20 protein-coding genes and 1 pseudogene are annotated in these 23,955 nt (G+C 71.2%); 8 read left to right on the forward strand and 13 right to left on the reverse strand.

Annotated features, from left to right (window positions below; genetic code table 11):
- The first annotated feature begins 28 nt into the window (after positions 1-28).
- Positions 29-1,330, forward strand: a complete 1,302-nt coding sequence (locus tag ACFZBT_RS21175; RefSeq protein ID WP_391105616.1) for a cation:proton antiporter — start codon at positions 29-31, stop codon at positions 1,328-1,330.
- Here the strand turns inward: ACFZBT_RS21175 and ACFZBT_RS21180 are convergent.
- Both ACFZBT_RS21180 and ACFZBT_RS21185 read right to left on the reverse strand, forming a co-directional pair.
- Entirely contained in the window at positions 1,297-1,956 is a 660-nt protein-coding gene (locus ACFZBT_RS21180; protein ID WP_391105618.1) for a response regulator, read from the reverse strand. The two genes, ACFZBT_RS21175 and ACFZBT_RS21180, sit on opposite strands and share 34 nt — an antisense overlap.
- Positions 1,953-2,916, reverse strand: a pseudogene (locus ACFZBT_RS21185) (HAMP domain-containing sensor histidine kinase). The gene ACFZBT_RS21180 and the pseudogene ACFZBT_RS21185 overlap by 4 nt, the downstream one beginning before the upstream one ends.
- A 336-nt stretch (positions 2,917-3,252) precedes the next feature.
- Here ACFZBT_RS21185 and ACFZBT_RS21190 point away from each other — a divergent pair.
- From ACFZBT_RS21190 to htpG, 4 genes are all read left to right on the forward strand, one after another.
- Positions 3,253-3,540 carry a DUF3040 domain-containing protein gene (locus tag ACFZBT_RS21190; protein WP_391105620.1) on the forward strand — a complete coding sequence of 96 codons (288 nt, stop codon included), beginning with the start codon at positions 3,253-3,255 and terminating at the stop codon, positions 3,538-3,540.
- 167 nt (positions 3,541-3,707) lie between these two features.
- Positions 3,708-4,250, forward strand: coding sequence for a hypothetical protein (locus ACFZBT_RS21195; RefSeq protein WP_391105622.1), 543 nt, complete (start codon positions 3,708-3,710; stop codon positions 4,248-4,250).
- Between the two features lie 134 nt (positions 4,251-4,384).
- The gene (locus ACFZBT_RS21200; RefSeq protein ID WP_391105624.1) at positions 4,385-5,086 is read left to right on the forward strand and encodes a class F sortase; all 702 of its coding nucleotides are present in this window, start codon (positions 4,385-4,387) and stop codon (positions 5,084-5,086) included.
- A gap of 86 nt (positions 5,087-5,172) precedes the next feature.
- Entirely contained in the window at positions 5,173-7,071 is a 1,899-nt protein-coding gene (gene htpG / locus ACFZBT_RS21205) for a molecular chaperone HtpG (protein ID WP_391105626.1), read from the forward strand.
- Positions 7,072-7,083: 12 nt separating this feature from the next.
- Here htpG and ACFZBT_RS21210 read toward each other — a convergent pair whose 3' ends face one another.
- The 3 genes from ACFZBT_RS21210 to ACFZBT_RS21220 form a co-directional block, all read right to left on the reverse strand.
- Positions 7,084-7,338 (reverse strand): twin-arginine translocase TatA/TatE family subunit, encoded by a 255-nt coding sequence (locus ACFZBT_RS21210; RefSeq protein WP_391105628.1) that lies wholly within the window; start codon positions 7,336-7,338, stop codon positions 7,084-7,086.
- Positions 7,326-7,991 carry a hypothetical protein gene (locus ACFZBT_RS21215; RefSeq protein ID WP_391105630.1) on the reverse strand — a complete coding sequence of 222 codons (666 nt, stop codon included), beginning with the start codon at positions 7,989-7,991 and terminating at the stop codon, positions 7,326-7,328. The genes ACFZBT_RS21210 and ACFZBT_RS21215 overlap by 13 nt, the downstream gene beginning before the upstream one ends.
- Positions 7,992-8,072: 81 nt before the next feature.
- Positions 8,073-8,648: a TerD family protein gene (locus tag ACFZBT_RS21220; RefSeq protein WP_391105632.1), complete on the reverse strand. Its 576-nt coding sequence runs from the start codon at positions 8,646-8,648 to the stop codon at positions 8,073-8,075.
- A 148-nt stretch (positions 8,649-8,796) separates the two neighbouring features.
- On the opposite strand from ACFZBT_RS21220, the gene ACFZBT_RS21225 reads away from it, so the two are divergent.
- The gene (locus ACFZBT_RS21225) at positions 8,797-9,183 is read left to right on the forward strand and encodes a BlaI/MecI/CopY family transcriptional regulator (protein ID WP_391105634.1); all 387 of its coding nucleotides are present in this window, start codon (positions 8,797-8,799) and stop codon (positions 9,181-9,183) included.
- Positions 9,184-9,189: 6 nt separating this feature from the next.
- Positions 9,190-10,173, forward strand: a complete 984-nt coding sequence (locus tag ACFZBT_RS21230; protein WP_391105636.1) for a M48 family metalloprotease — start codon at positions 9,190-9,192, stop codon at positions 10,171-10,173.
- Between the two features lie 493 nt (positions 10,174-10,666).
- Here the strand turns inward: ACFZBT_RS21230 and ACFZBT_RS21235 are convergent, their stop codons facing one another.
- From ACFZBT_RS21235 to ACFZBT_RS21260, 6 genes are all read right to left on the reverse strand, one after another.
- Positions 10,667-11,668 (reverse strand): sporulation protein, encoded by a 1,002-nt coding sequence (locus ACFZBT_RS21235; RefSeq protein ID WP_391105638.1) that lies wholly within the window; start codon positions 11,666-11,668, stop codon positions 10,667-10,669.
- 94 nt (positions 11,669-11,762) lie between these two features.
- Positions 11,763-14,228, reverse strand: a complete 2,466-nt coding sequence (locus ACFZBT_RS21240; protein ID WP_391105640.1) for a CBM35 domain-containing protein — start codon at positions 14,226-14,228, stop codon at positions 11,763-11,765.
- Positions 14,229-14,316: 88 nt separating this feature from the next.
- On the reverse strand, positions 14,317-15,141 hold the full coding sequence (locus tag ACFZBT_RS21245) for an ABC transporter permease subunit (RefSeq protein ID WP_391105642.1): 825 nt from the start codon (positions 15,139-15,141) through the stop codon (positions 14,317-14,319).
- A gap of 175 nt (positions 15,142-15,316) precedes the next feature.
- Positions 15,317-16,237, reverse strand: coding sequence for an ABC transporter permease subunit (locus ACFZBT_RS21250; protein ID WP_391105644.1), 921 nt, complete (start codon positions 16,235-16,237; stop codon positions 15,317-15,319).
- Between the two features lie 2 nt (positions 16,238-16,239).
- Entirely contained in the window at positions 16,240-17,571 is a 1,332-nt protein-coding gene (locus ACFZBT_RS21255) for an extracellular solute-binding protein (RefSeq protein WP_391105674.1), read from the reverse strand.
- A gap of 72 nt (positions 17,572-17,643) precedes the next feature.
- Positions 17,644-18,681: a substrate-binding domain-containing protein gene (locus tag ACFZBT_RS21260; RefSeq protein WP_391105646.1), complete on the reverse strand. Its 1,038-nt coding sequence runs from the start codon at positions 18,679-18,681 to the stop codon at positions 17,644-17,646.
- A 133-nt stretch (positions 18,682-18,814) separates the two neighbouring features.
- Here ACFZBT_RS21260 and ACFZBT_RS21265 point away from each other — a divergent pair, with 133 nt between their 5' ends.
- Positions 18,815-20,920, forward strand: a complete 2,106-nt coding sequence (locus ACFZBT_RS21265) for an alpha-galactosidase (protein WP_391105676.1) — start codon at positions 18,815-18,817, stop codon at positions 20,918-20,920.
- 15 nt (positions 20,921-20,935) lie between these two features.
- Here ACFZBT_RS21265 and ACFZBT_RS21270 read toward each other — a convergent pair whose 3' ends face one another.
- Both ACFZBT_RS21270 and ACFZBT_RS21275 read right to left on the reverse strand, forming a co-directional pair.
- Positions 20,936-22,084, reverse strand: coding sequence for an acyltransferase family protein (locus tag ACFZBT_RS21270; protein WP_391105648.1), 1,149 nt, complete (start codon positions 22,082-22,084; stop codon positions 20,936-20,938).
- A 216-nt stretch (positions 22,085-22,300) separates the two neighbouring features.
- Positions 22,301-23,935, reverse strand: coding sequence for a cellulase family glycosylhydrolase (locus ACFZBT_RS21275; RefSeq protein ID WP_391105650.1), 1,635 nt, complete (start codon positions 23,933-23,935; stop codon positions 22,301-22,303).
- Positions 23,936-23,955 lie beyond the last annotated feature (20 nt).

Consider the following 23,955-nt stretch of genomic DNA (forward strand, 5'->3'; position numbering starts at 1 on the left):
CACCGCGCTCCCACGAAGGCGGTGACCCGTGGGACACGCTGACAGCCTCCTCGCCATGGGCGGCGCCTTCCTGGCCGCCGCCTTCCTCGCCCGCCTCGGCGGCAGGATCGGACTCCCGACGATTCCGCTGTTCATGCTCGCGGGCATCCTGCTCGGCCCGCACACCCCGGGGCTGGTCATCGTCGAGGACGCGCACGACTTCGAGATGCTCTCCGCGCTCGGACTGGTGCTGCTGCTGTTCTACCTGGGCCTTGAGTTCCACCTCGACGACCTCAAGAGCGGCGGTCGGCGCCTGCTGACGGCGGGCGGGATCTATCTGCTGCTCAACGTCGGCGCGGGTCTGGCCTTCGGATTCGCCCTGGGCTGGGGCGTGAGGGAGGCGCTGGTGCTCGCCGGTGTCCTCGGGATCTCCTCGTCCGCCATCGTCACCAAGATCCTCATCGACCTGGGCCGCATCGGCCGCCCTGAGACCCGTCTCATCCTGGGCGTCATCGTCGTCGAGGACATCTTCCTCGCGCTGTACCTCGCCGCGCTCCAGCCGGTCATCAGCGGCGCCCAGGGCGTCGGGGACATGGTCCTGCAAGGCGGCAAGGCCTTCGGCTTCCTGCTGGTCCTGGCCGCGGCGGCCCGCTACGGCACGAAGCTCGCCGGACGTCTGATCGCGACCCGCGACAGCGAACTGCTCGTCATCACCTTCCTCGGCGCGGCCGTCCTCGTGGCGGGGGTCGCCGAGGTCCTCGGAGTCGCCGACGCCATCGGCGCGTTCATGGTCGGCCTGATCCTGGCCGGCACCTCCTCCGGCCCGCGCATCCGGGAACTGGTGCATCCGCTGCGCGACGCCTTCGCGGCGATCTTCTTCTTCGCCTTCGGACTCTCCATCGACCCCGGCGACATCCTGTCCGTCGTCGGCCCGGTCGCCGCGGCCGCCGCGCTGACCGTCGTCATGAACATCATCGCCGGACTGCTCGTCGCCCGCGTCTACGGCTACGGCACCGAGCCCGCCGCCGAGATCGCCACCACCCTCGTCGCCCGCGGGGAGTTCGCGCTGATCCTGGCCGCCATGGCCGCCAGCGCCGGACTCGACGAGCGCCTCGCCCCGTTCATCGCCGGGTACGTCCTCGTCCTCGCGGTCCTCGGCCCCATCGCCGCCGGACGCTCCTCCCTGCTCGCCCGCGCGCTCCGGTCCGCCCAGGACCTCCTGCCGGGCCGCACGGCACCGACGCACGGCATCGAACCCCAGGCCGGCACAGCCGACACCGCACCACCCGCTCCCCGGCCCGCCTCGGGGCCCGGGTCTCAGGGCTCGATCAGCCCGACGCGGATGGCGTAGCGCGTCAGCTCCAGACGGTCCTTCAGGCCGAGCTTCTGGAGCAGATTCGCACGGTGCCGTTCCACCGTCCTGGGGCTGATGACCAGAAGCTCGGCGATCTGCTGCGAGGTGTGCCCCTCGGCGACGAGCTTGAGGATCTCCTCCTCACGGTCGGTGATGGTCCGGGAGGGCGGTGCGCCGCCCTCCCGGACCCGGTCGAGGTAGTCGCGGACGAGCGCGTCGACGGCACCGGGATACAGGAAGGGCTCGCCCCGCATGGTGGCCCGGCACGCCTCGACCAGGTCGCGGTCCGCGACGGACTTGAGCACATAGCCCGAGGCGCCGGCAGCGAGCGCCTCGAAGAAGAACTGCTCGTTGTCGTACATGGTCAGGACGAGGATCCGCGTCTCAGGGCAGGTCCGGGACAGTTCCCGGGCGGCCTGGAGCCCCGTCAGCCGGGGCATGGCGATGTCGAGGACGGCCAGGTCGGGCCGGTGCTCGCGGGCCAGGGCGACGGCCTCGGCGCCGTCGTCCGCCTCGGCGACCACGGTGAGATCGGGTTCGGCGTCAAGGATCAGCCGGACACCCCGCCGCACCAGGGCATGGTCGTCGGCGAGCAGGATGCGGGCGGGGGACGGGTCTGTCATGGTCGGCCGTTCCGGTCGGGGTCGCGTACGGGCACGGGGACGGTCAGGCGTACTTCGGTGCCCTGGTCCGGGCCGGGGCCCAGGCTGAGGTCGGCGCCGACGAGCAGGGCACGTTCCCGCACGCCGCGGATACCCGCGCCTCGGGCGCGTCGCCGGTGCCCGTCCGTCGTCGCGGACGCGCAATTTCACGCCCGTCCCGGTCCGCCGCAGAGCGAGCTCGGCGTGCCGGGCATCCGCGTGCCGGGCGACATTGGTGAGCCCCTCCTGCGCCACCCGGTAGAGGACGAGCTCGGCCTCCGGGCCGAGCGGGGGCAGATCCGCGTCCAGGCGGTGCCGTACGGACAGACAGGGCCCGCCGAAGTCGGTTGCGAGGGACCTCAGCGCACTCGCCAGACCGAGTTCGTCCAGTACCCCGGGGCGTAGCCGGCGGGCGATACGACGGATCTCGTCCAGACCGGCCCGGGTGGTCTCCTGCACCTGGCGCAGCTCCTCCAGGAGATCGAGCGGGGCATGACCGGCCACCCGCTCGAGTTCGAGCAGAACGGCCGTGAGGGTCTGACCCACCTCGTCGTGCAGCTCCCGGGCGATACGGCGCCGCTCGGCCTCCTGGGCGGACAGGACCCGGGCGCTGCTCGTGGCCCGCTCGTCCTCCAGCCGGTCGAGCATCGTGTTGAACGTCGTGATCAGCTCGGCGACCTCAGCCTGGCCGCCGACCGTCGGACGCCGCCCCGGACGCAGCGGGTCGGCCGTCGTCATGGCCCGCGTCAGTCGCTGGAGCGGGGCGAGCCCGACCCGCAGCAGCAGGGCGTTGGCGACGAGCATCGCGGTCAGCCCGACCGCCGGTACCGCGGCCTCGGTGAGCAGCACCGGCGTGGAGACGGTCACGGGCCCCGGCAGCAGCGCGGTCGCCGTGATCAGCACGAGGGCGTTCAGCAGGAAGATCCGCCAGAACAAGGGCACCGCGTACCGCCTCCACCGACCTGTCAGCCTCCGTCATCCCTCCAGCGTGTGCGCCGCCCGGCCCCGCCGCCATCCGTGACACCACCCATCCTCGGGGCGAACACCGGCCTTCCGGCACGGCGTTCGTACAGGGCGGCCACCGGGAAGGATGAGGGTGGGGCCTGATGGCGGAGGCCGCTGGAGGGGGGAGAAGCTGAAGCCCTGGTGAGACCGGCCGCACCGTCCGTCGGCGGGCCGTCTCCCTCCGCACCGTCACGTGGCCCGACCCCCAGGACTTGCCATGGCCTCGGCCGTGCCCTGCCTCGAAGCGCTGTCGGGTTCCGGGAAGGAGAAGCCGTGCCCCAGTCCGGAGACGAACGTCTCGTCGACCTCGAAGCGCGACTCGAGCGGGAGGACCCCAGGTTCGCCCGGGCCCTGCGATCCGGCCGTCCGGCCCGGCCCGGGGAGTACCGGCGTACCGGAGCCTGGTGGGGACTGGCACTGGGCGTGGCCGTCCTCGGCTCCGGCATCGCCCTGGCCCAGGGGCTGCTCATCGCGGCCGGACTCGTCGTGGTCGGCATGTCGGCCCAGCTGGTCGACCCGGACCCGAGCCGCCTGGGGCGTCAGAGCCCGAGGAGGCGGTGACACCACGGGTGAGCATGGAAATGCCGCCGGAAGAGTGCGGCCCGTAACCCGTGTGATCGTCCCGGATGGTGGGACCGACCGGCATGACTGACGGTGGTTCACGTCGAGGCCGGGTCTCCTGGGCTGGCGAGGCGTCAGCTGCCCGGACCGCGACGGAAGGACTACCGATGCGCTCTGCCCGCATTCTGCTCGCGACGGCAACCGCCACGGCGGCCCTCGCGATCGCCGCACCCACCGCCTGTGCCGAGGCCATGGGTGACCGGGACCACGACAACACTTCCTACAGCAAGGAGCACCACAGAGACGGCAAGCACCACGAGCCGCGCGGCGGGGTACACACGGGTGGCGGAGCGCTGGCCGCCGTGAACGCCGACGACGACTGGGACAACCCCAGGCACGACGAGCGCGGCGAGGACCCCTGGGGCGACAAGCACGACGACCCCTACGGCGACAAGCGCGACAAGGACTGGGACAAGCACGACGAGCACGGCAAGGACTGGGGCGACAAGCACGACGAGAACGGCAGGCACGACGGGAACGGCAGGCACGACGAGAACGGCAGGCACGACAAGCCGCGCGGCGGTGTCCACACCGGTGGTGGCGCCCTGGCCGGGCCGGCTGTCACCGCCGGCGGTCTCGCCGTGCTCGCGGTGGCCGGCACCGGCCTGTACGCGCTGCGACGCCAGAGGGGCTCGCGGGGCACGGCATGACCGATGCCTGACCACATAGCCGCCGTGGCCGCCGCACGTGCCCCTCGCGTCGCGGCGGCCCGGCTCGCCGTCCACGCGTGTCGTGCCCGCTGCCCTGCCCGATGCGCTGCCGTGCCCGAATGAGGTGGTCCCCGATGGCAGCCAGCTCTCCCACCCCCGCCGACTCAGGCTCCGAGCCGCAGAAGTCGAAGCGGCGATTCCGCACCGCCGTGACGGCCTTCTGGGCCGTGGCCGCCCTGGTCCTGACCCTGTGCCTGGTCGGCGGCGGCGACGAGTCGTCCGACACCGGAGGCCCGCCGCACGCCCCTCCGGCCGTATCGGCGGCCGCCCCGTCCACGTCCGCGGGACCCCACCGCTCCGGATCGTCCGAGGCCCGACCGCATCTGCCCCGGTCCCGGCCGCTCCGCCTCCTCATCCCCAAGATCGCGGTCGACGCGCCGTTCACCGCCCTCGCCATCGACCGTTCGGGTCAGCTCGCACCCCCGCCGCCCGACGAGACCAACCTCGTCGGCTGGTACGCCAAGGGCCACTCGCCCGGGGAGACCGGCACCGCGATCATCGCCGGCCACGTGGACACCGCGACCTCTCTGGCCGTGTTCGCCCGGCTCAGCGAGCTGCGGAAGGGGGACCGGTTCCATGTGACGCGCGCCGACGGCCGCCGGGCGACCTTCGTGGTCGACGGAGCGGAGTCCTTCGAGAAGGACGAGTTCCCCGACGAGCGCGTCTACGGCGACACACGGGACGCCCAGGTCCGGCTCATCACCTGCTCCGGGACATACGACCGCAAGGCCAGGGACTACACCGAGAACCTGGTGGTGTTCGCCCACCTCGTCTGACTTCCGGGCCTGCGGCCTGACTTGGTGTTTTACAGTTGCTGCCACGATTTCAGGCGACTGTGGGACCTGTGAGGTAGACGCGAAACATGACGACCGAAACGTTTGAGTTCCAGGTAGAGGCACGTCAGCTGCTCCAGCTGATGATCCACTCGGTCTACTCGAACAAGGATGTCTTCCTGCGGGAGCTCGTCTCCAACGCCTCCGACGCGCTCGACAAGCTGCGTCTGGAGAAGCTGCGGGACGACTCGCTCGACGCCGACGTGTCGGATCTGCACATCCGGATCGACGTCGACAAGGACGCCCGCACCCTCACGGTGCGGGACAACGGCATCGGAATGTCGTACGACGAGGTCGGGCAGCTCATCGGCACCATCGCCAACTCGGGCACCGCCACCTTCCTCCAGGAACTGAGGGAGGCCAAGGACGCGGCCGGGGCCGAGGGGCTCATCGGCCAGTTCGGTGTCGGCTTCTACTCCGGCTTCATGGCGGCGGACGAGGTGACGCTGGTGAGCCGGCGGGCCGGGGAGAGCCAGGGCACCCGCTGGACGTCGCGCGGTGAGGCCACGTACACGCTGGAGAAGGTCGACGACGCGCCCCAGGGCACGTCCGTCACGCTCCACCTCAAGCCCGCCGACCCCGAGAACCAGCTCCACGACTACACCTCGCCGTGGCAGATCAAGGACATCGTCAAGCGGTACTCGGACTTCATCACCTGGCCGATCCGGATGCTCCCGGAGGCGGGCGACGGCGACAGCGCGCCCGAGCCCGAGACGCTGAACTCCATGAAGGCCCTGTGGGCGCGCTCGCGCGACGAGGTGTCCGACGACGAGTACCACGAGCTGTACAAGCACATCAGCCACGACTGGCGCGAGCCGCTGGAGACGATCCGCCTCCAGGCGGAGGGCACCTTCGAGTACCAGGCCCTGCTCTTCGTCCCCGCGCACGCCCCGCACGACCTGTTCACGCGGGACTTCAAGCGCGGCATCCAGCTCTATGTGAAGCGCGTCTTCATCATGGACGACTGCGAGGAGCTGCTGCCGCCGTACCTGCGCTTCGTCAAGGGCGTCGTCGACGCGGCGGACCTCTCGCTCAACGTCTCCCGCGAGATCCTCCAGCAGGACCGGCACATCCGGATGATGCGGCGCCGGCTGACCAAGAAGATCCTGTCCACGGTCAAGGACTTCATGACCAAGGACGCCGACCGCTACGCCACCTTCTGGCGCGAGTTCGGCACCGTCCTCAAGGAGGGCCTGGTCACCGACTCCGAGAACCGCGACGCCATCCTCGCCGTCTCCTCGTTCGCGACCACGCACGCCGACGACGAGCCGACCACCCTGGCGCGGTACGTGGAGCGGATGAAGGACGGCCAGGACGACATCTACTACCTCACCGGCGAGTCCCGGCAGAGCATCGAGAACTCCCCGCACATGGAGGCGTTCCGCGACAAGGGCATCGAGGTCCTGCTGCTCACCGACGCCGTCGACGAGGTGTGGGTGGACGCCGTCGGCGAGTACGAGGGCAAGCGGCTGCGGTCCGTCGCCAAGGGCGAGATCGACCTGGACGCCCAGGGGGACGAGAAGGCCGACGAGGAGCGGGAGAAGCAGGCCGAGGACTTCGCCGGGCTGCTCGGCTGGATGCGGGAGCAGCTGGGCGAGGACATCAAGGAGGTGCGCCTCTCGGCGCGGCTCACCGTCTCTCCGGCCTGTGTCGTCTCGGACGCCCACGATCTGACCCCGGCCCTGGAGAACATGTACCGGGCGATGGGCCAGGAGGTGCCGCGCGCCCAGCGGATCCTCGAGCTCAACCCCGGCCACCAGCTGGTGAAGGGGCTGAACCAGGCGTACCAGGAGCGCGAGGACCGCTCGGGCCTCGTCGAGTCCGCCGAGCTGCTGCACACGCTGGCGGTGCTCGCCGAGGGCGGCCAGCCCAAGGACCCGGCCCGTTTCGTCAAGCTGGTGGCGGACCGCCTGGAGCGCACGCTCTAGTCACGGGACGGATCAGGGGTGGTCCGGGGCGCCCGCCGCTCGCGCCCCGGGCGGGGTCGTGCCGGTGCCGCCCGGCGGGACGATCTCGCCCTGGACCACCCGCGGCGCGGTGCCCGGTCCGGCCTCCTCGTCCTTCGCGGCGCGTGCCTCGGCCTTGAGGATGCGCGCCGACTTGCCGGCGGAGCGGGCGAGTTCGGGGAGCTTCCTGGCTCCGATCACGGCTATGACGACGATGAGGATGATCGCGAGCTCGCTCAGTCCGAACATGGTGTCCTGTCCTTTCCCGCCCGGGCCGGGCACGGCGCGAGCGTATCGGGCGCGGAGCACGGCGTCAGCGCCGCCTCGGGTCTCGGGGCCGGCTGCCCGCGCAGGCGGGGCAGCACGCCGAGGTCGAGCAGCGCCTGCCGCCAGGCCAGCCGGGCCTGCTCCACACGCCCGGCCGTGGGTGCGCCGCGTCGGCTCAGGGCCGTGCGCAGCAGCGCGGCCAGGGCGACGAGGCCGGTCACGGCCGCCACGAGCGCCAGGGTCCAGCCGGACGCCAGAAGCGATCCGGGCAACGGCCCCGGGGCGTCGGCCACCTGGAGCAGGCCGCCGAGCAGGAGCAGGACCCCGGCGGACGTGGCCGCCACGAGAGGCGTGAGCACCGCGAGGGCGGGCAGCAGACTGCCGGTGTCGCGCGAGCCCAGCGCCTCGTGCCGGGCGGCCGCCCCGCGTACGGCGAGATAGGCGCGGTACGGCTCTTCGGCCGCCGCCGCGATGTCGTCGGCGTGGGCCAGCGTGTGGGCGCGCAGGCGCGCTGCCGCCCGGCCGGTCGGGTCGGCACCGAGGGCACCGCGGATGTCCGCGGCGCTCAGCGCCAGGTCCAGTACCGCTTCGAAGTCCGCGCGGTCCTCGGGGCGGAGGCGGAACGGTTCGGCCACGTGGTCTCCTGATCGTTTGCTGATGCGGTCGCCGGGCCCCGCCGGCGCATGGCCGGGCCCGGCGGTACGGGTCGGTCCGGGTCAGACGCTGACGCCGAAGTCGGAGGCGATTCCGGCGAGACCGGAGGCGTATCCCTGGCCGACGGCACGGAACTTCCACTCCTCGCCGTTCCGGTACAGCTCGCCGAAGACCATCGCCGTCTCGGTGGAGGCGTCCTCGGACAGGTCGTAGCGGGCGATCTCCTGACCGCCGGCCTGGTTGACGACCCGGATGAACGCGTTGCGGACCTGTCCGAAGCTCTGGCCGCGGTTCTCGGCGTCGTGGATGGACACCGGGAACACGATCCTGTCGATCCCGGCGGGCACGGCGGCGAGGTTCACCTTGACGGACTCGTCGTCGCCCTCGCCCTCGCCGGTGAGGTTGTCGCCGGTGTGCTCGACCGAACCGTCCGGGCTCTTCAGGTTGTTGTAGAAGACGAAGTGCTGGTCGGAGGGGACTTTGCCGGAGGCCTCCAGGAGCAGGGCGGAGGCGTCCAGGTCGTAGTCCGTGCCGGTGGTCGTACGGACGTCCCAGCCCAGGCCGACCAGGACGGCGGTGAGGCCCGGCGCCTCCTTGCTGAGCGACACGTTGCCGCCCTTGGACAGGGAAACTCCCACGGGGTACTCCTTCTTGACGTGTGCGTTCCGGGTCCGGGAAGCGAACCCAGTTAAAATCTACAACACTGTAGAAAATAAGGAAGGTGCTCCTGCGCCTCTATACGATGTGCCCACGGGCAACGCAGGGCGGTGGAAGGGAGGCAGGGCGGTGACGGATCCCCGGCAGCGTCCCCGGCGGGGGCAGGGCGAGCTGGAGGCGCTGGTGCTGGAGGCGCTGCGGGCCGCGGACGGTCCGGCGACGGCCGGCTGGGTGCAGGAACGCCTCGGCGGTGACCTCGCGTACACGACGGTGATCACCATCCTGACCCGGCTGCTGGGCAAGGGCGCGGTCACCCGGGAGCGGGTCGGCCGGTCCTTCGTCTGGACGCCCGCCTCGGACCAGGCGGGCCTGGCCGCGCGGAAGATGCGCAAGGTGCTGGACGCCGAGAGCGACCGCGAGGCCGTGCTGGCCAGTTTTCTCACCGGCCTCGGCCCGGACGACGAGCGGCTGGTGCGTGACCTGCTGGATCAGGCGCACGGCGAGGAGGAAGACTGAGGTCTCATGGGGGTCTTCGTCTTTATGCCACTGGTCCTGCCGCTCACGGCATGGCCGGTCGCCCGCCTCGCCGAGCAGCATCTGCATCCGCGCACCGCGACCCGGCTGCTGACCGTGATGGCCGCGGTGCTGGCGCTGTGCAGCACCGTGTGCCTGGGCCTGGTCATGGTGGTCGGCACCGCTCAGCTCCCCGGTAATCCGCTGCCCGACGGCTGGTCGGACCCCGAGGTGCGGGCGGCGGTGCCGTACGACGAGGTCGTCGGCAAGGCCGCGATTCCCGCGCTGTGCGCGGTGGTCGTCGCCTGTGGCCGGACCCTGTGGCGGCACGCCCGGGTGCGTCGCCGTGCCCACCGCGCCCTGGCCGGGCTGCCGGACACGGAGGTGGCCGTACTGCCGGACGCCGTGCCGTACGCGTACGCGCTGCCTGGAGGCCGGGGCGGTGGTGCTCCGCGTGGCGGTGCCGGTGGTCCTGCCCGTGGCCCGCGCGCGGGGCGCGTCGTGGTGACGACCGGTCTGCTGGACCGGCTGCGCTCTGCTGAGCGCCGGGCCCTCTTCGCCCATGAGCGGGCGCACCTCGACGCCCGGCACGACCGGTTCCTGCTCACCGTGCAGCTCGCCGCCCGCGCCAACCCGTTCCTGCGGCCACTGCGCACGGCCGTGGCCTATACGGCCGAGCGCTGGGCCGACGAGGAAGCGGCCCGGGCGATCCGCAGCCGCCGCACGGTCGCCCGGGCCATCGGCACGGCCGCCCTCGTCTCCCGGGGCACCCCGGTACCCACGCTCGCGGGACTCGCCGCCCCGGGCCCGGTCCCGCGCCGGGTGGCGGCCCTTCTCGGCCCCGCACCCGCCGTCCGCGCCTGGCCCCCCGTGTTCACCTCGGTCGGCCTCGCGGCATGGGGTGCGGCGGTGGGAACGGCCGTGTCGGCGATGTCGTCCGCGAACTCGGCCGTCACGATGGTGCTCATCCTGCACGCGGCGACGCCTTTGTGAGGTGCCCTGGTCCCACGGGGGGGGGCTCGCGTCCTGGCCCCGTCGCCCGGAGCCGGGGCCCGAGGTGTGGCTGGGGCTGGTGCGGCTTCGGTAGTTGGCGCCGAGGTGGCGAGTGTTGTCGGCCGTCGGCGTGTGCGGGTGGGGTGTGGCTGGTCGCGCCCACGCGGCGGAGCCGCGTACCAGCACAGCCCCGCGCCCCCAAGGGCACCTCGCCCGTCCGGTCCGGGGCAGGCGGCTGGGGCCCTGAGCCGCGGACGGTGCTCGGGGCACCCGCTGTGCTCCCTGGCGCCCTGGCCTGGTGCTGAAGGGCCCCCGCCGGCCAACGCACTGGCTTGTTGTGCCCTGAACCCGCACTGAGGACTCCCGCTCCGGGCCGGGCGATGGCCCGGGAAGCTGTCCGCCGGACCCGCACCCGGGAATCAGCAGCCCGGGGTATCGCGCCCTGCGCGGGCGCCGGCCCGGCCAGACCGGCCGACCCGACATCGGCCCCGCCTCAGCCCTCCTCTTCCTCCTCGCCCTCGAAGAAGTCCCCGACCTCGTCCATGACTTCGCCGGCGACCATGCCGCCGACGACGCCGGCGGCGAGTCCGGCGGCACCCGCGGCGACGGCCGTTCCCATGCCGGGGCCCGAGCGGTGGCCGTCGTGGTGCCGGCCGTCGTGCCCGTGGCTGCCCGGCCCGAACGCGGCGGGGGAGCCGAAGCCCACGGGGGAGCCGTACGATGCCCGGTGTTCGACGAGTTGCTGGATCCAGCCGTCGACGATCGCGGGCCAGTCCTGCTGCTCGACACCCTCGTGGGAGACGTTGAAACGGGTCAGCGCGTCGTGGCCGGAGGACAGGAAGCCGCCGCGCTTGTCCGCCTCGAGTACGACCTCCACGCCGCCCGGGTTCGCCAGGAACGTCAGCTCGATCTCGTTGACCCGCTGCGCGTACCGAGGTGCCGGGACGAGCTCGATCTCCTGGTAGAACGGCAGCCGCTGGCCGGTGCCGCCGATGCGCCCGTACTCGAGGTCGGCCGACTTGAAACCGAACCCGAGCCCGCCCAGGGCTTCGAGCACGGCCTCCTGGACCGGCAGCGGCGCGACGGCCAGCGGGTCCAGATCGCCCTTGTCCTTCGCTCCCGCCACCGACAGCTCGGTGCGCACGCCGAGGACGACGCCCAGGCTCTGCCCGTGCAACTGGGTGGCCGGCGTCTCCCACGGCAGGGTCACACTGAACGGCACGCCGCGCTGCTCGCCCTCGGCGAGCCGGAAGCCGCCGCCCACGGTGAAGCGGTCGAAGACGACGACGCCCTCGCTCTCACCGCCCTCGTGCTCGGCCTCGACCCGGGCCACCAGCTCCAGGGTGATGTGCTCGATGTCGAAGTCGGCTTTGCCGCCCACGAGTTGAACCTGCCCGGTGAGCGTGCCGCCGGGCAGGACGGGAGACGGGTCGAGGACCGTGTCGACGGTCGGGCCGCCCACGCCGAGCGCGCCCAGCAGTCGTTTGAACACCATGGTGGCGTCCACTCCTTCGCATGCGTGTACTGAGTTTCTACAAGCATGTAGAAGTGTACGGCTCCTCCGCAACCGCCTCCCGTCACCGTACGGCTCAGCCCACGACCCGGCCCAGCTCGATCCGGTCGATGTTCGGCGCCCAGGCGCTCGCGTTGCCGAACGTCACCGTGTTGGCCCCCTTCTTCAGATCGACCGGGACGCCGACCGTCCAGTAGTCGTCGAAGCTCCAGGTGTTCTTGAAGGTGACCTTCACCGGCTCCGCGGAACCGACCGTGATGTCCGCCGTACGGGACATGATGTCCGTGTTGTAGGCGTGGCCGTTGTCCCTGCGGTCGTTGTGCGCGTAGTGGACGACCAGCACATGGCGGCCGGACCGGGGCGCGTGCACCGTGAACTCGGCGGTGCTGGAGGAGCTGTTGCCCAGCCAGCCGATGTACGAGCCGGCGGACGCGTGCGGGGAGTCGACGAGCTTGGCGCCGCCCGCCGGCACCGCCGAGGCGGCCTCGTAGGAGAGCGTTCCGGCGGCCGAACCGTCGCCGGAGACGTCGAGGGAGCGCACGGCGGCGTGGCCCGACGTCATCGCGACTCGGTTGTTGCCGGCGACCAGGTACAGCCGCAGCGGTCGGCCGGGCGCGGCCGTGACCGTCTCCCCGTGCAGCGCGAGCCTCACCGCCGCCGAGGCCCGCGGCGTCACCGTGTAGTAGCCGTCACGCGGGGCGTAGACGTCGAACACCGCCTTGTCGCCAGAGCGCAGCACCAGAGCGCCCGTGCCCACCCCGGTCGAGGACGAGTAGTCGTACGACGGCCTGCCGCTGATGTCCGCCAGGGTGGCCTCGTACGCCGCGGAGGCCGCGCCCGTCCGCGTGGTCAGGTCGATCCGGTCGAGGGTGACCTCGGCGTCGCCCTTGGACAGGGTCAACTGGTGCGTGCCCGCCTTCAGCTGGAGCTCCACGTCCTTCTTGGCGCGGTACGTCCAGTTCTCGGTGGAGGAGTAGCCGACCGTCGCGGGTTCGCCGCCGTCGACCGTCAGCTTCTGCGTGGCGGGGCCGCCGGACTGGTTGCCGTACAGGATCGCCAGGTCGTACGTGCCGTCCTTCGGCACCGTCACCGTGAAGGTGACCTCGCTGCCGGGCTGGTTGAGCGAACCGACGTCCTTGGTGCCGGAGGCCGCGTAGCCGTTGGCGTTCTGCACGGTGCCCTGCGTGTACACCTTGCCGTCGGTGATGGAAGCCTCCTCGGCCTCGAACGACGCCGACCACGGGACGGAGGCGGCGGACGGGGTGCCAGAGCCGCCGGGGGTGAGGACGATCCGGTACGCCGACATCTTGTGCAGTCCGCGCAGCGGGACCGTCACCGAACCGTCGTCCGCCACCTTCACCTTGGTGCGCGCCAGGACCCGCGGAGCCGCGTGCTGCCCCTCGTAGCCGGACCAGGCGGCCTCGGCCACCGTCGCGGTGACCGTACGGCCGAAGACCGACCGCGGGACGTTCCGCACGACCACGTCCGAGTCCGCGGCGGAGCCGCCGAGCAGCACCTGCGCCTGGCGGCGGGAGGTGTCGAGGGAGGCGAGGCCCTGGAGCGTGTCGATCGTGTTGGGCTGCGGCGGCGTCACCTTCACGGTGTTCCCGGTCATGCCCGCGTACCAGCGGAACAGCCACCAGCCGCCGTTGGGGATATTGGTGCGCACGACATGGCCGCTGAGATTGCCGGCGGCGTCCCAGTAGGCCATGTTGGCGTACACCTTGTTGCGCTCGAACATGGACACCCACTGCACGAGCTGCCCGGGCACGGACAGGTCGCGGCGGTTGGCGTACTCATCGATGTTGATCTTCAGCGGGGCGATGCCCGCCTCACGCTCCAGCTCGCGGTAGTCGTCGTAGTGCGCCTGGAAGTCGCGCAGCGAACCGGAGCCGAGCTCGTGCCAGGTCATCACCTGGGGCAGCACGTTCTCCCGTTTGGCGAAGGCCAGGAAGTCCTTCAACAGGCGTGTGTGGTAGGCCGCTTCATTGGGTCCGGCGATCCGCGCGTCCGGGTCGATCGCGCGGATCCGCTGGTACACCGACTTCCAGTCCTTGAAGAACCGGTCGCGGTTCTTCTCGTACTGGGCCTGGTCCTGGACGTCGAGCTTGTACCAGATCTGGTCGGGCTCGTTGAACGGGATGTAGACGAAGCGCTCGCTGTTCGGGTCGGCCGAGACCTCTTTGACGATCTTGTCGACCTTCGGGAGGTAGTCGTCGATGCCGAGGTCCTCGTACGGCCACTTGGCGTAGATGTCCTGCATCATCACGTTGATCTCGCCGCCGCCGTTGCGGAAGAACGACTTGGAGACGGTGAGCGCGTCGCCGTTGGGGTGCTGGGCGCCGCCCTCCGGCTTCTGCGAGACGCTGGTGATCTTCAGGGGCGCCATCGCGGCGTCGCTGGGCACGCCGTCGTCGCTGAGCCCGTAGAGGGAGCCGTTGGCGCCGAGCATCACCGGGCCCTCGGAAGCGTTGAGGTCGACGGTGAGGCGCTGTGGGTCGGCCGCGGCGGCGGAATGGGCCGCGGGGAGGGTGCCTGCCATGGCGGCTGCTCCAAGTAGTGCTGTGATCAGGGCGGTTCTGGTGCGGGATCTGGTGCGGGCGGGGGTGCTCACGCTGCTGGACCTCCGGTCACTTGACGGCTCCACTGGTGATTCCGGACACGATCTTTCGCTGGCCGACGAGGAACACGGCGACCATGGGCAGGCTCATCACCACGACGTACGCGAAGACGAGATGCCAGTTGTTGAGATAGAGCTGGGCGCTGGCGACCTGGTAGAGGTTGAGCGGCAGGGGCGCCCGCTCTCCGCCGCCGAGGACGAAGAACGCGTAGAAGACATCGCTCCAGGCGTAGAGCATCACCATGATCGTCGCGGTGGCGATCACCGGCCGCAGCAGCGGCAGGACGATCCGCCAGAAGATCCGGGACGGCGTCGCCCCGTCCATCCGGGCCGCCTCCTCCAGCTCCATGGGAATGGCGCGGATGAAGCCGGTCATGAAGAAGATCGACGTCGACAGGTACATGCCGGTGTAGACGGCGATCATGCCGGGGCGGGTATTGGCCAGCCCCAGCTGCCGCAGTTCCATCACGATGGTGATGACGGCGGGCGGCAGCAGCAGTCCGCTGATGCACAGCGCGTACGCCGCCGAGACCAGCTTCGACCTGCGGCGGGCGAAGACCCAGGCGGCGCCCGCCCCCAGGATCAGCACCAGCGCCACCGAAGGCACCACGACCAGCAGCGAGTTGAGGAAGCCGCGCAGCATCTGGCCCTCGCCGACGGCGTCCGCGTAGTTGCTCGCGGGCTGCCAGTGCCCGGGCAGGTCGAGATTCGGCTCGATCGCCTCGGCCTGCGGCTTGGCGGAGGTGACGGCGACCAGCCAGAGCGGCACACCGACGGCCAGCGCGGCGAGCAGCACGACGAGGGAGGGGCGGCCGTACCGCCACACCGCGGTCACAGCTGGTCGGCTCCTGGGTGCGCTGAGCGAGAACCAAGCCAGCACAGCAACTCCTTTGCTTGCAGTACCGAACCGGGCTGGTTCCAACCCGGCTGGTGTTGAGCGTGCAAGACCTGATGGTCCGCAGGGCCACAGGCGACGTGAGCCAGGAATCCCCGGCTTGACTGGGGAGGGTTCAAAGCAGCTGCTCCCTTCGCCGGAGCCCCACAACCAGCGGTATCGCCACGGCGACCACCACCAGGAACAGCACGAGGCTCATCGCGGAGGCCTGGGCGTACAGGCCCTGTCCGAAGATCCGGAACATGTAGATGTTGAAGACCTCCGTGGAGGCCGCGGGGCCGCCGCCCGTCGTGGCCTGCACGATGTCGAAGGTGTTCATCGAACCGATCAGCGCCGTGGTGACGTTGAAGGTGACGGCCGGCGCGAGCATCGGCCAGCGCACCGACCAGAAGGTCCGCCAGGGCCCCGCCCCGTCGCACTTCGCGGCCTCCAGCATCTCGCCGGGGATTCCCTTGAGTCCGGCCAGATAGATCAGCATCGACAGGCCCATCCACTTCCAGCCGTGGATGAGGGTGACGATCACCAGCGTCCAGGTCGTGGAACCCAGCCAGGGGATGTCCGTGCCAAGCAGGGAGTTGACCGCCCCGTCCTGGTCCAGCAGCGCCTGGAACACGTAACCGGTCGCGAGCGCCGAGATCAGCACCGGCAGGAAGAAGACGGCACGGAAGAACCGGTTGAAGCGGCTGTCGTCCTCCAGCAGCAGCGCCAGCACCAGCCCGAATCCGTTCTGGAACAGCGCCGCCAGCAGCGCGTACACCAGGGTCGTACGGATCGCCCGCAGCAGCGAGCCGTCCTCGGCGATGGTCTTGAAGTTGTCCAGGCCCGTGAAGGCGATGTCCGCGTGGTACGAGGACCAGTTGGTGAACGGGTAGTAGAAGTTGAGCAGGTTCGGCACCAGGAAGAAGCCCGCGAAGACGACGATCGCGGGCAGCGCGAACCACCAGGGGTGGTGCACGGCCGCGCGTGGCAGCCGCCCCACCTTCTTCGGCGCGCCCCTGACCGGCGCGGGCTGGGTACGTACGACCGTGTCCGCCATGGTCAGAACCCGGGCGCGCCCTGGGCCTTGGCCACCTGCGCGAACTGGTCCTGGATCGCCTGCGCGACCTGCTGCGGGCTCTTCTTGCCGAAGATCATGTCGGCCAGGTAGAGGTGGGTGTCCGGGGCGACGATCGCCTTGGCCTGGAAGACGCCGATGGCCTTCGGCAGGGCGGCCACCTGGGCCTTGGACGTCCCGGGCAGTCCGCCGGGGGTGGGCACGTCCGGCCGCACGGAGGGGATCTTCATCGTCTTGATGTAGTCCGGGTAGTCCGGCCCGAGCCAGAAGGCGAGGAACTGCCGGGCCGCGTTCTGCCGCTTGTCGTCACCGGTCCTGAAGGCGACGACGCCGTTGGTCTGGTCGGGGGAGTACAGGCCGGTGGCCGAGGAGTTGGCGACCGGGAACCAGCCGATCTTCTTGTCGATCTCGGCGGTGGAGTACTTGGCCTGCAACTGGCTCTGGAAGGACGTGACGTTGAGGACCATGCCGGCCTCGCCCTTCCACAGCGCGTCGGCCTGCCCGGTGAACGTGCCCGTCCGGTAGTTCTTCTGGGCGAGCCCGGCGTCGAGCAGCTTCTCCTTGTACTTCTTGATCGCGCCGACGACGACCGGGTCGGTCCACTTCTTCTTGCCCGTGTTGAGATCGGCCCACCACTGCTGGTCGAGGTCGGTGAGCTGGAGCTGCATCTGCCACTGGAGCGGCCACTTGTCACCGCCGGCCTCGTAGAAGCCTGCGGCGTCGGACTTGTCGACGACCTCGCGGCCGAGGGCGAGCAGCTCGTCGTAGGACTTCGGGAAGTCCTTCTCGGCGATGCCCGCCTGCTTGAAGACGTCCTTGTTGTAGTAGACGCCGAGCATGGCCGGGCTCGTGACGATCGCCGCGTACCGCTTGCCGTCGATCATGCCGAGCGACTTCTCGGTCCCGCCGAGCTTCGCCTCCCACGGTTCCCCGTCCAGGGTCAGGAGGTTCTGCTTCGGCTGTATGAACGGCAGGGTGGAGATGGACGGCTGCCAGAACATCAGGTCGGGGCGGTCGCCGGACGCCAGCTTCGTCGGCACGTTCTGCTCGTAGAGGTCCGGGATGGCCTGGGTGTCGACGGTTGCGCCGGTGGCCTTCTCGAAGGCGTCGATGACCTGCTTGGGCGCGTTGACCGTGTTCTGCGCGGTCCACATGGTCAGCTTCACGCCGTCGAGGCGGGCGGTCGGATCGACCGCCGACCGCTTGGCGTCCGAACCGTCCGAACCGGAGTCCCCGGCGGTCGGGTCACTGCACGCGGTGGCTGCCAGGCCGGCGGCGCATATCAGTGCCAGGGCGGGGAGAGCTCTTCTCTTCATCATGAGCCTTTCCGGAGCAGGCGGTGCGGTTCAGGAAGCGGTACTCACAACTGCTGGGCGGACGTGCGGTGTTCAGCGACCGGCGGGCGGGGGCCCCGAGCTCTCCCGCACCACCAGCTCGGGTACGGACACGGGGTGCGGGGCAACCTGCGCCGACTCCTCCAGCACCCCGTGCAGCAGGGCGAACGCGGACCGCCCGAGGCCGGTGAAGTCCAGGCGTACGGTCGTCAGGGACGGGGTGAGGAAGGCGGAGTGAGGGGCGTCGTCGAAACCGGCCACGCTGACCTCGCCCGGCACCGGGCGGCCGGCCTCGTGCAGGGCGCGGAGCACGCCGAGCGCGAGATCGTCGTTGCCGCACAGGATCGCGGTGACGGACGGGTCGCCGGCCAGCTTCAGCCCTGCCGCGTGACCGCCCGCCGGTCCCCAACTTCCCTGTACGGGGCGGGGTTCCGGGGCGCCGGCCTCCTTCAGCGCCTGCCGCCAGCCGCTGGTGCGGGCGCTGGTGCGGCGGGTGCTGGACGGGATGGCGACGTAGTGCACGGTCTCGTGACCGAGGGAGAGCAGATGCCGGGTCGCCTGGTAGGCGGCCTCGCGGTCGTCGGTCCAGACCCATGGGCGGTCGCCGCCGGGCGGGCTCGCCGGGGTCTCGACCACGCCGACGACCGGCAGCGCCGCGGGCACGGCTGCCAGCGCCCGGACACCGGCCGGATCGTAGGCGATCACGACGATCCCGCCGCCCGCGTCCGCCGCGCGCTGCACCTCCGCGGCCACGGCCGCGTCGTCGGCGGACTCCAGGACCCCGATCCCGACCGCGTACGACGCGGCGCGGGCGGCCTCCTCGATGCCCTGGAGGATCGAGGCGTAGCCGTAGTGGGTGGTGTTCGCGGTGAGCACGGTCACGGCCCGGCTGCGGCCGCTGGCCAGGGCGAGGGCCGTCGCGTTGCGGCGGAAGCCCAGTTCGTCGATGGCGGCGAGCACCCGCTCCCGGGTGGACGGCCGGACGCTCGGATGGCCGTTGATCACCCGCGAGACCGTCTGGTAGGAGACCCCCGCCGCGGTCGCGACGTCCCTGATGCTCGCCGGGCGCCTTGTGTGACCGGTCACATTCATGCGAGGATTGTGACCGGTCACACTTGGGTCGTCAAGAGACCGTAACGAGGGATTCACGCGGACCGCCGCTCCCGGAGAACGGGGCGGGGCCAGGAGGGGGAGCACCTTGACCGGCACGGCGGAAGCGGCGCACATGGCCTCCAACCAGCATCAGGACGAGTTCACTTGGGGACATGAGGCCCTCCGGGCACGGTTCGCCGTCGCCGCCGACGAAACTCTGAACCTGGTCGAACTGGCCGGGCCCGACGACGACCGTGCGACCGCTCCTGACTCCGCGCTCCCGCTCGTGGACCTCACCGCGCTCGGTCACGGCAGCGGCTGGTCCGGCCCTCGCTTCACGGGCACGGCCTTCGGCGCACGGCTCGCCTACCGGGCCCACCGCACGGGCAGACACGACGGCTGGGACCGGCTGACCGTCGAACTCCACGACCCGGGCACCGGCCTGACGGCGTTCGCCGAGCTGACGTCACCCACCGGCCTGCCCGTCCTGCGCTCCCGCGTCCGGCTGCGCAACGACGGCCGGGAGCCCGTGGTCGTCCAGTCCGTCAGCAGCCTGCTGCTCGGCGGCCTGCCCGCCCCGGACGCCCTCGACGTCCACCGGGCCCGCAACGACTGGCTCGCCGAGTGCCGCTGGTACGCCGAGCCGCTGCGCGCCGCCGTCGCCGACATCAACATGGACGTCCACGAGCACGACAGCCGGGCCGCCCTCGCCCTCACCGGGCGCGGCAGCTGGCCCACCGACGGCCATCTGGCCATGGGGGCGCTGACCGAGCGGGACGGCGGCCGGGCCTGGGTGTGGCAGGTGGAGTCCCCGGCCGGCTGGCGCTGGGACGTCGGCCAACGCGCACACGGTACATACCTGGCGCTGAACGGCCCCACGGACGCGGAACACCAGTGGCGGGTCCGGCTCGCCCCCGGTGAGGAGTTCACCACCGTGCCCGCGGCCCTCGCACTCGGCTCCGGCCTCGACGCCGCGATGGGCGCGCTGACCTCCTACCGCCGGGCGATCCGCCGCCCCCACCCGGACCACACCGCCCTCCCCGTCGTCTTCAACGACTACATGAACACCCTCATGGGCGACCCGACCACGGCCAAACTGCTGCCGCTGATCGACGCCGCCGCCGACGCCGGCGCGGAGTTCTTCTGCATCGACTCGGGCTGGTACGACGACGACACCCGCGGCTGGTGGGACAGCGTCGGCGCCTGGCAGCCCTCGGCGCGCCGCTTCCCCGACGGCGGCATCCAGGCGGTCCTGGACCGGATCCGGGAGCGCGGCATGGTGCCCGGGCTGTGGCTGGAGCCGGAGGTGGTCGGGGTGCGCAGCCCGGTCGCGGACGAGCTGCCCGCCGAGGCGTTCTTCCAGCGCGACGGGGTGCGGCTGGCCGAACAGGGCCGCCATCAGCTCGACCTGCGGCATCCGGCCGCCCGCGCCCACCTCGACAAGACGGTCGACCGGATCGTCGGCGACTGGGGCGTGGGCTATCTCAAGCTGGACTACAACGTCGTGGTCGACCCGGGCACCCAGGTGCCCGGCGACCTCGCACCGGGAGCGGGCCTCCTCGGCCACGCCCACGCGTACCTCGACTGGCTCTCCTGCGTCCTGGACCGCCACCCCGGCCTCGTCGTCGAGAACTGCGCCTCGGGCGGCATGCGCATGGACGGCGCCACCCTGGCCGTAGCCCAAATCCAGTCCACCAGCGACCAGCAGGACCCACTGCGCTACGCGCCCATCGCCGCCGCCGCGCCGACCGCCGTCCCGCCCGAGCAGGGCGCCGTCTGGGCCTACCCGCAGCCGGGATTCGACGACGACCTGATCTCCTGGACGCTGGGCGGCGCCCTGCTCGGCCGCATCCACCTCTCGGGCCACCTCAACCGCATGTCCGAACACCAACTGTCCCTCGTACGGGACGCGGTCGCGGTCTACAAGTCGATTCGAGGCGACCTCGCCCGGGCCCTGCCCTTCTGGCCGCTCGGCCTGCCCGGCTGGACGGACGAATGGCTGGCCCTGGGCCTCGGGGTCCCCGGCGGCCGCACGGCGTACCTCTCGGTCTGGCGCCGGGGCGGACCGGCCGAGCTCCGCGTCCCCCTCCGGCATCTGGCGGGCCGGACCGTCCGCGCGGACATCCTGCACCCGGCCGCACCGGAGGCCGGCCGGGCCACCTGGGACGGGGACGGTCTGACGGTGTCGGTGCCGCGCATGCCCGGGGTGCTGCTGATCCGGCTCACGCAGGACGGCTAGGCAGGACCCCGCCCGTCACTCGGGTACGGCGGTCCGCTCGTGTACGGCGTTGCGTTTCCGGGCCTGGTCGCGGGCGTCCCCGCGGAACGCCCATGCCATGTCGGGCTCCATCACCCAGCGGAACAGCCGCCGTACCGGCGGGGTGCACAGCGCGGTGACGACGCCGGCCGCGACGGCCGTGACGACGAGTTCGCCCAGGGGGCGGTGGATCCACGCCGGGTCGTACCAGCCCCAGAACTTGGACCCCTGGGCGACGAAACCGTGCAGCAGATAGCCGTACAGCGTGCCCGCGCCCAGCACCGTGAACCAGGCGCGGCGCCCGGGCACCCACGCGAGGAAGCAGGCCACCAGGACCAGGGAGCAGCCGAAGATCACCAGGGTCATGACGGGCCCGGACCAGGAGGGCGCGGCCAGTTCCTCCGCGCTGTCGCGGTGGTAGAACCAGGCGCCGGTCATCCGCGGCACCGCCCAGTAGGCCACGGCCAGGGCGGCGGCGAAGACCGGCACCGCGAGGATGCGCACCTTGCGGCGGCGCACCAGCCGGAAGTGCTCCGGCTTCAGGCACAGACCGAGGACGAAGTACGGCAGGAACTGCAGGGTGCGCTGCAGATCGAGGTCGTTGCCGACGTTCGGCGAGAGCGTCGCCAGCATCGCGATGACGAGGGCGACCGGCAGCGGCCACCGCACATGCCGCCACACCGGAGTGGTCAGCCGCCAGATGAACAGCGCCGCCAGGAACCAGGTCAGATAGAGCGGGTCCAGCAGGCTGATCGGCCGGTCGGGCTCCTGGTCGGTCCACCGGGTGAACAGGGTGTACGCCGTCTCGAAGACGACATACGGAACGGCCAGCCCGGTGATCAGACGCCTGATCCGCCCCGGGCCGGCGTCGAAGGAGCGCGAGAAGTAGCCGGAGATGATGATGAACGCCGGCATGTGGAAGGCGTACACGACCATGTACAGGGCGCTCGCCGCCCGGCTGCCGTCCCGCAACGGCTCCCAGGAGTGCCCCATGGCGACCAGCACGATCGCCAGATACTTGGCGTTGTCGAAGAAGGCGTCCCGCTGCCCGGCCCCCTGCGCGGGGGCGGTGGCCTCGGACGCCTCCTTCCGCCCCCGACTGCCGGCCGGCGCGACGGCGCGCATGCGCAGGGTGTCCTCGCTCATCGCGCCTCCCGCACACGGAGAGGGGAACCGGAACGGGTGCGGGCGCGTCTTGCCGGAGTTACGGCGGTGGGGTGCCGGTGAGACATCCCCGCCGCCTCACCGCTGCGGGGCGGCGTAAACCGCTTTCCCGCGCGATGTCGTATGGATCACAACCAGGGCGACGGTGCCGCCACGCCGGGCGACGGGAAGCGCGCCGGTACCGTCGCGCGCGCCGTGTCAGCTCACCGAGCAGGCGGCGCCGTTCAGCGTGAACGCCGTGGGACTGGGGTTCGTCGTCGACCGGGTCGCCGTGAAGCCGAGCGTGACCGAGCCCGCCGCGGGGATCGCCGCCGTGTACGAGGCCGCCGCGACGCTGACCTCGGAGCCGCTCTGCGTCGCCGTGCCGCCCCAGAGGTTGGTGACGCGCTGGCTGTCGGGGAAGGCCCAGCGCAGCGTCCAGCCGTTGATCGCCGACGTGCCGGTGTTGCGCAGGACGATCTCGCCCTGGAAGCCGCCGGGCCAGCTGCTCGTCACCCGGTAGCCGACGCCGCAGGCCGACGGTGAGCCGCCGGGAGAGGTCGTGACCGTCACTGTGGCCGAGCGGGGCGAACGGTTGCCCGCTGCGTCACGGGCGTAGACGGCGAAGGTGTGGGAGGTGGACGGGGAGAGGCCGGTGACGGTGGCGGAGGTGCCCGTCGTGGTGGTGGCGGTGGTCTCGGTCGTGCCGCCGACCCGGACGACGTCGTAGCCCGTGACTCCGGTGGCGTCGGTGGCGGCGCCCCAGGCCAGCTTCACGGACGACGAGGTCACCTCCGAGGCGGTCGGTGTGCCGGGAGTGGTCGGGGGAGTGGTGTCACCGCCGCCCGAGGCGTAGACGGTGGCTTCCTTCGAGGTCGCGGCGATGCCGTTGGCGCCGTTGAAGACGCGCTGGCCCCAGGAACTGAGCCGGCTGCGGTCGAACTCGATCGCCAGGTCGAGGATCGGGTCGGTGTTGCCGCTCCAGGACCAGGCCAGATAGCCGAGCCGCAGCTGTTGGGCCACGGCCATCATGGTGTCCTCGTCAGGGTCGCCCCACTGGTCGGCCGGTCCTCCGAACTCACCGATGAGGATGGGGAGTTTGGCGTTGACGAAGGCGTTCAGATAGTCGGTGATCTCCTGGGCGGTGTCGTAGACGCTGTACATGTGGATCGAGAAGATCAGGTTGCCGGTGGGGTCGGCGCTGTAGACGGACTTGGCGTTGGCGCGCATCACGCCTTGCCAGTCCTGGCCCCAGTTGGGCGCGTCCACCATGATCGTGTGCGTGAATCCGGCGTTGCGCAGCTTCTTGACGGCGGCGATGGTGGGATCGGTCCACCCTGCCGGATCGGTGTTGCCCCAGGGCTCGTTGCCGATGTTGATGATGACGTAGTCCTCTTGACCGGCGAGCACCTCCTTCAGGCCGATCCAGTAGTCGGCCGCGTGGTCGAGGGTCCCGGCCGCGGACTCCTCTCCGTAGCCGGTGGTGTCGTGCACCTCCAGCACGCAGATGAGCCGGTTGGCCTTGCACCGCTCGATGACACCCGCCACGTCCTGCGCGCTGTTCTTGGTCCAGCGGTGGCCGTCGGAGAGGACGACGCGGACGGTGTTGGCACCCAGCGACTTGACGTCGGCCAGCGACTGCGTCTCACCCGGGTACCAGGTGTGGGCGTGGTTGACGCCGCGCATCACGAAGTCGTTCCCGGAGGCTTCCACGAGACGGCCGTTCTCGATGCGGAGGCCGGTGGCGGCGGCCGCCTGTGCCGGTGTGCTGAAGGAGAGTAAGGAGAGCAGGAGTCCCAGGAGGGCGGCGGCCACTTTGGCCACTCGCGGGACGGATGCGGTACGAGATCTCATAGCGGCTCCAGAGAGGAGGA

It is taken from the genome of Streptomyces sp. NPDC008137 (assembly GCF_042957035.1).
Lineage (GTDB): Bacteria > Actinomycetota > Actinomycetes > Streptomycetales > Streptomycetaceae > Streptomyces.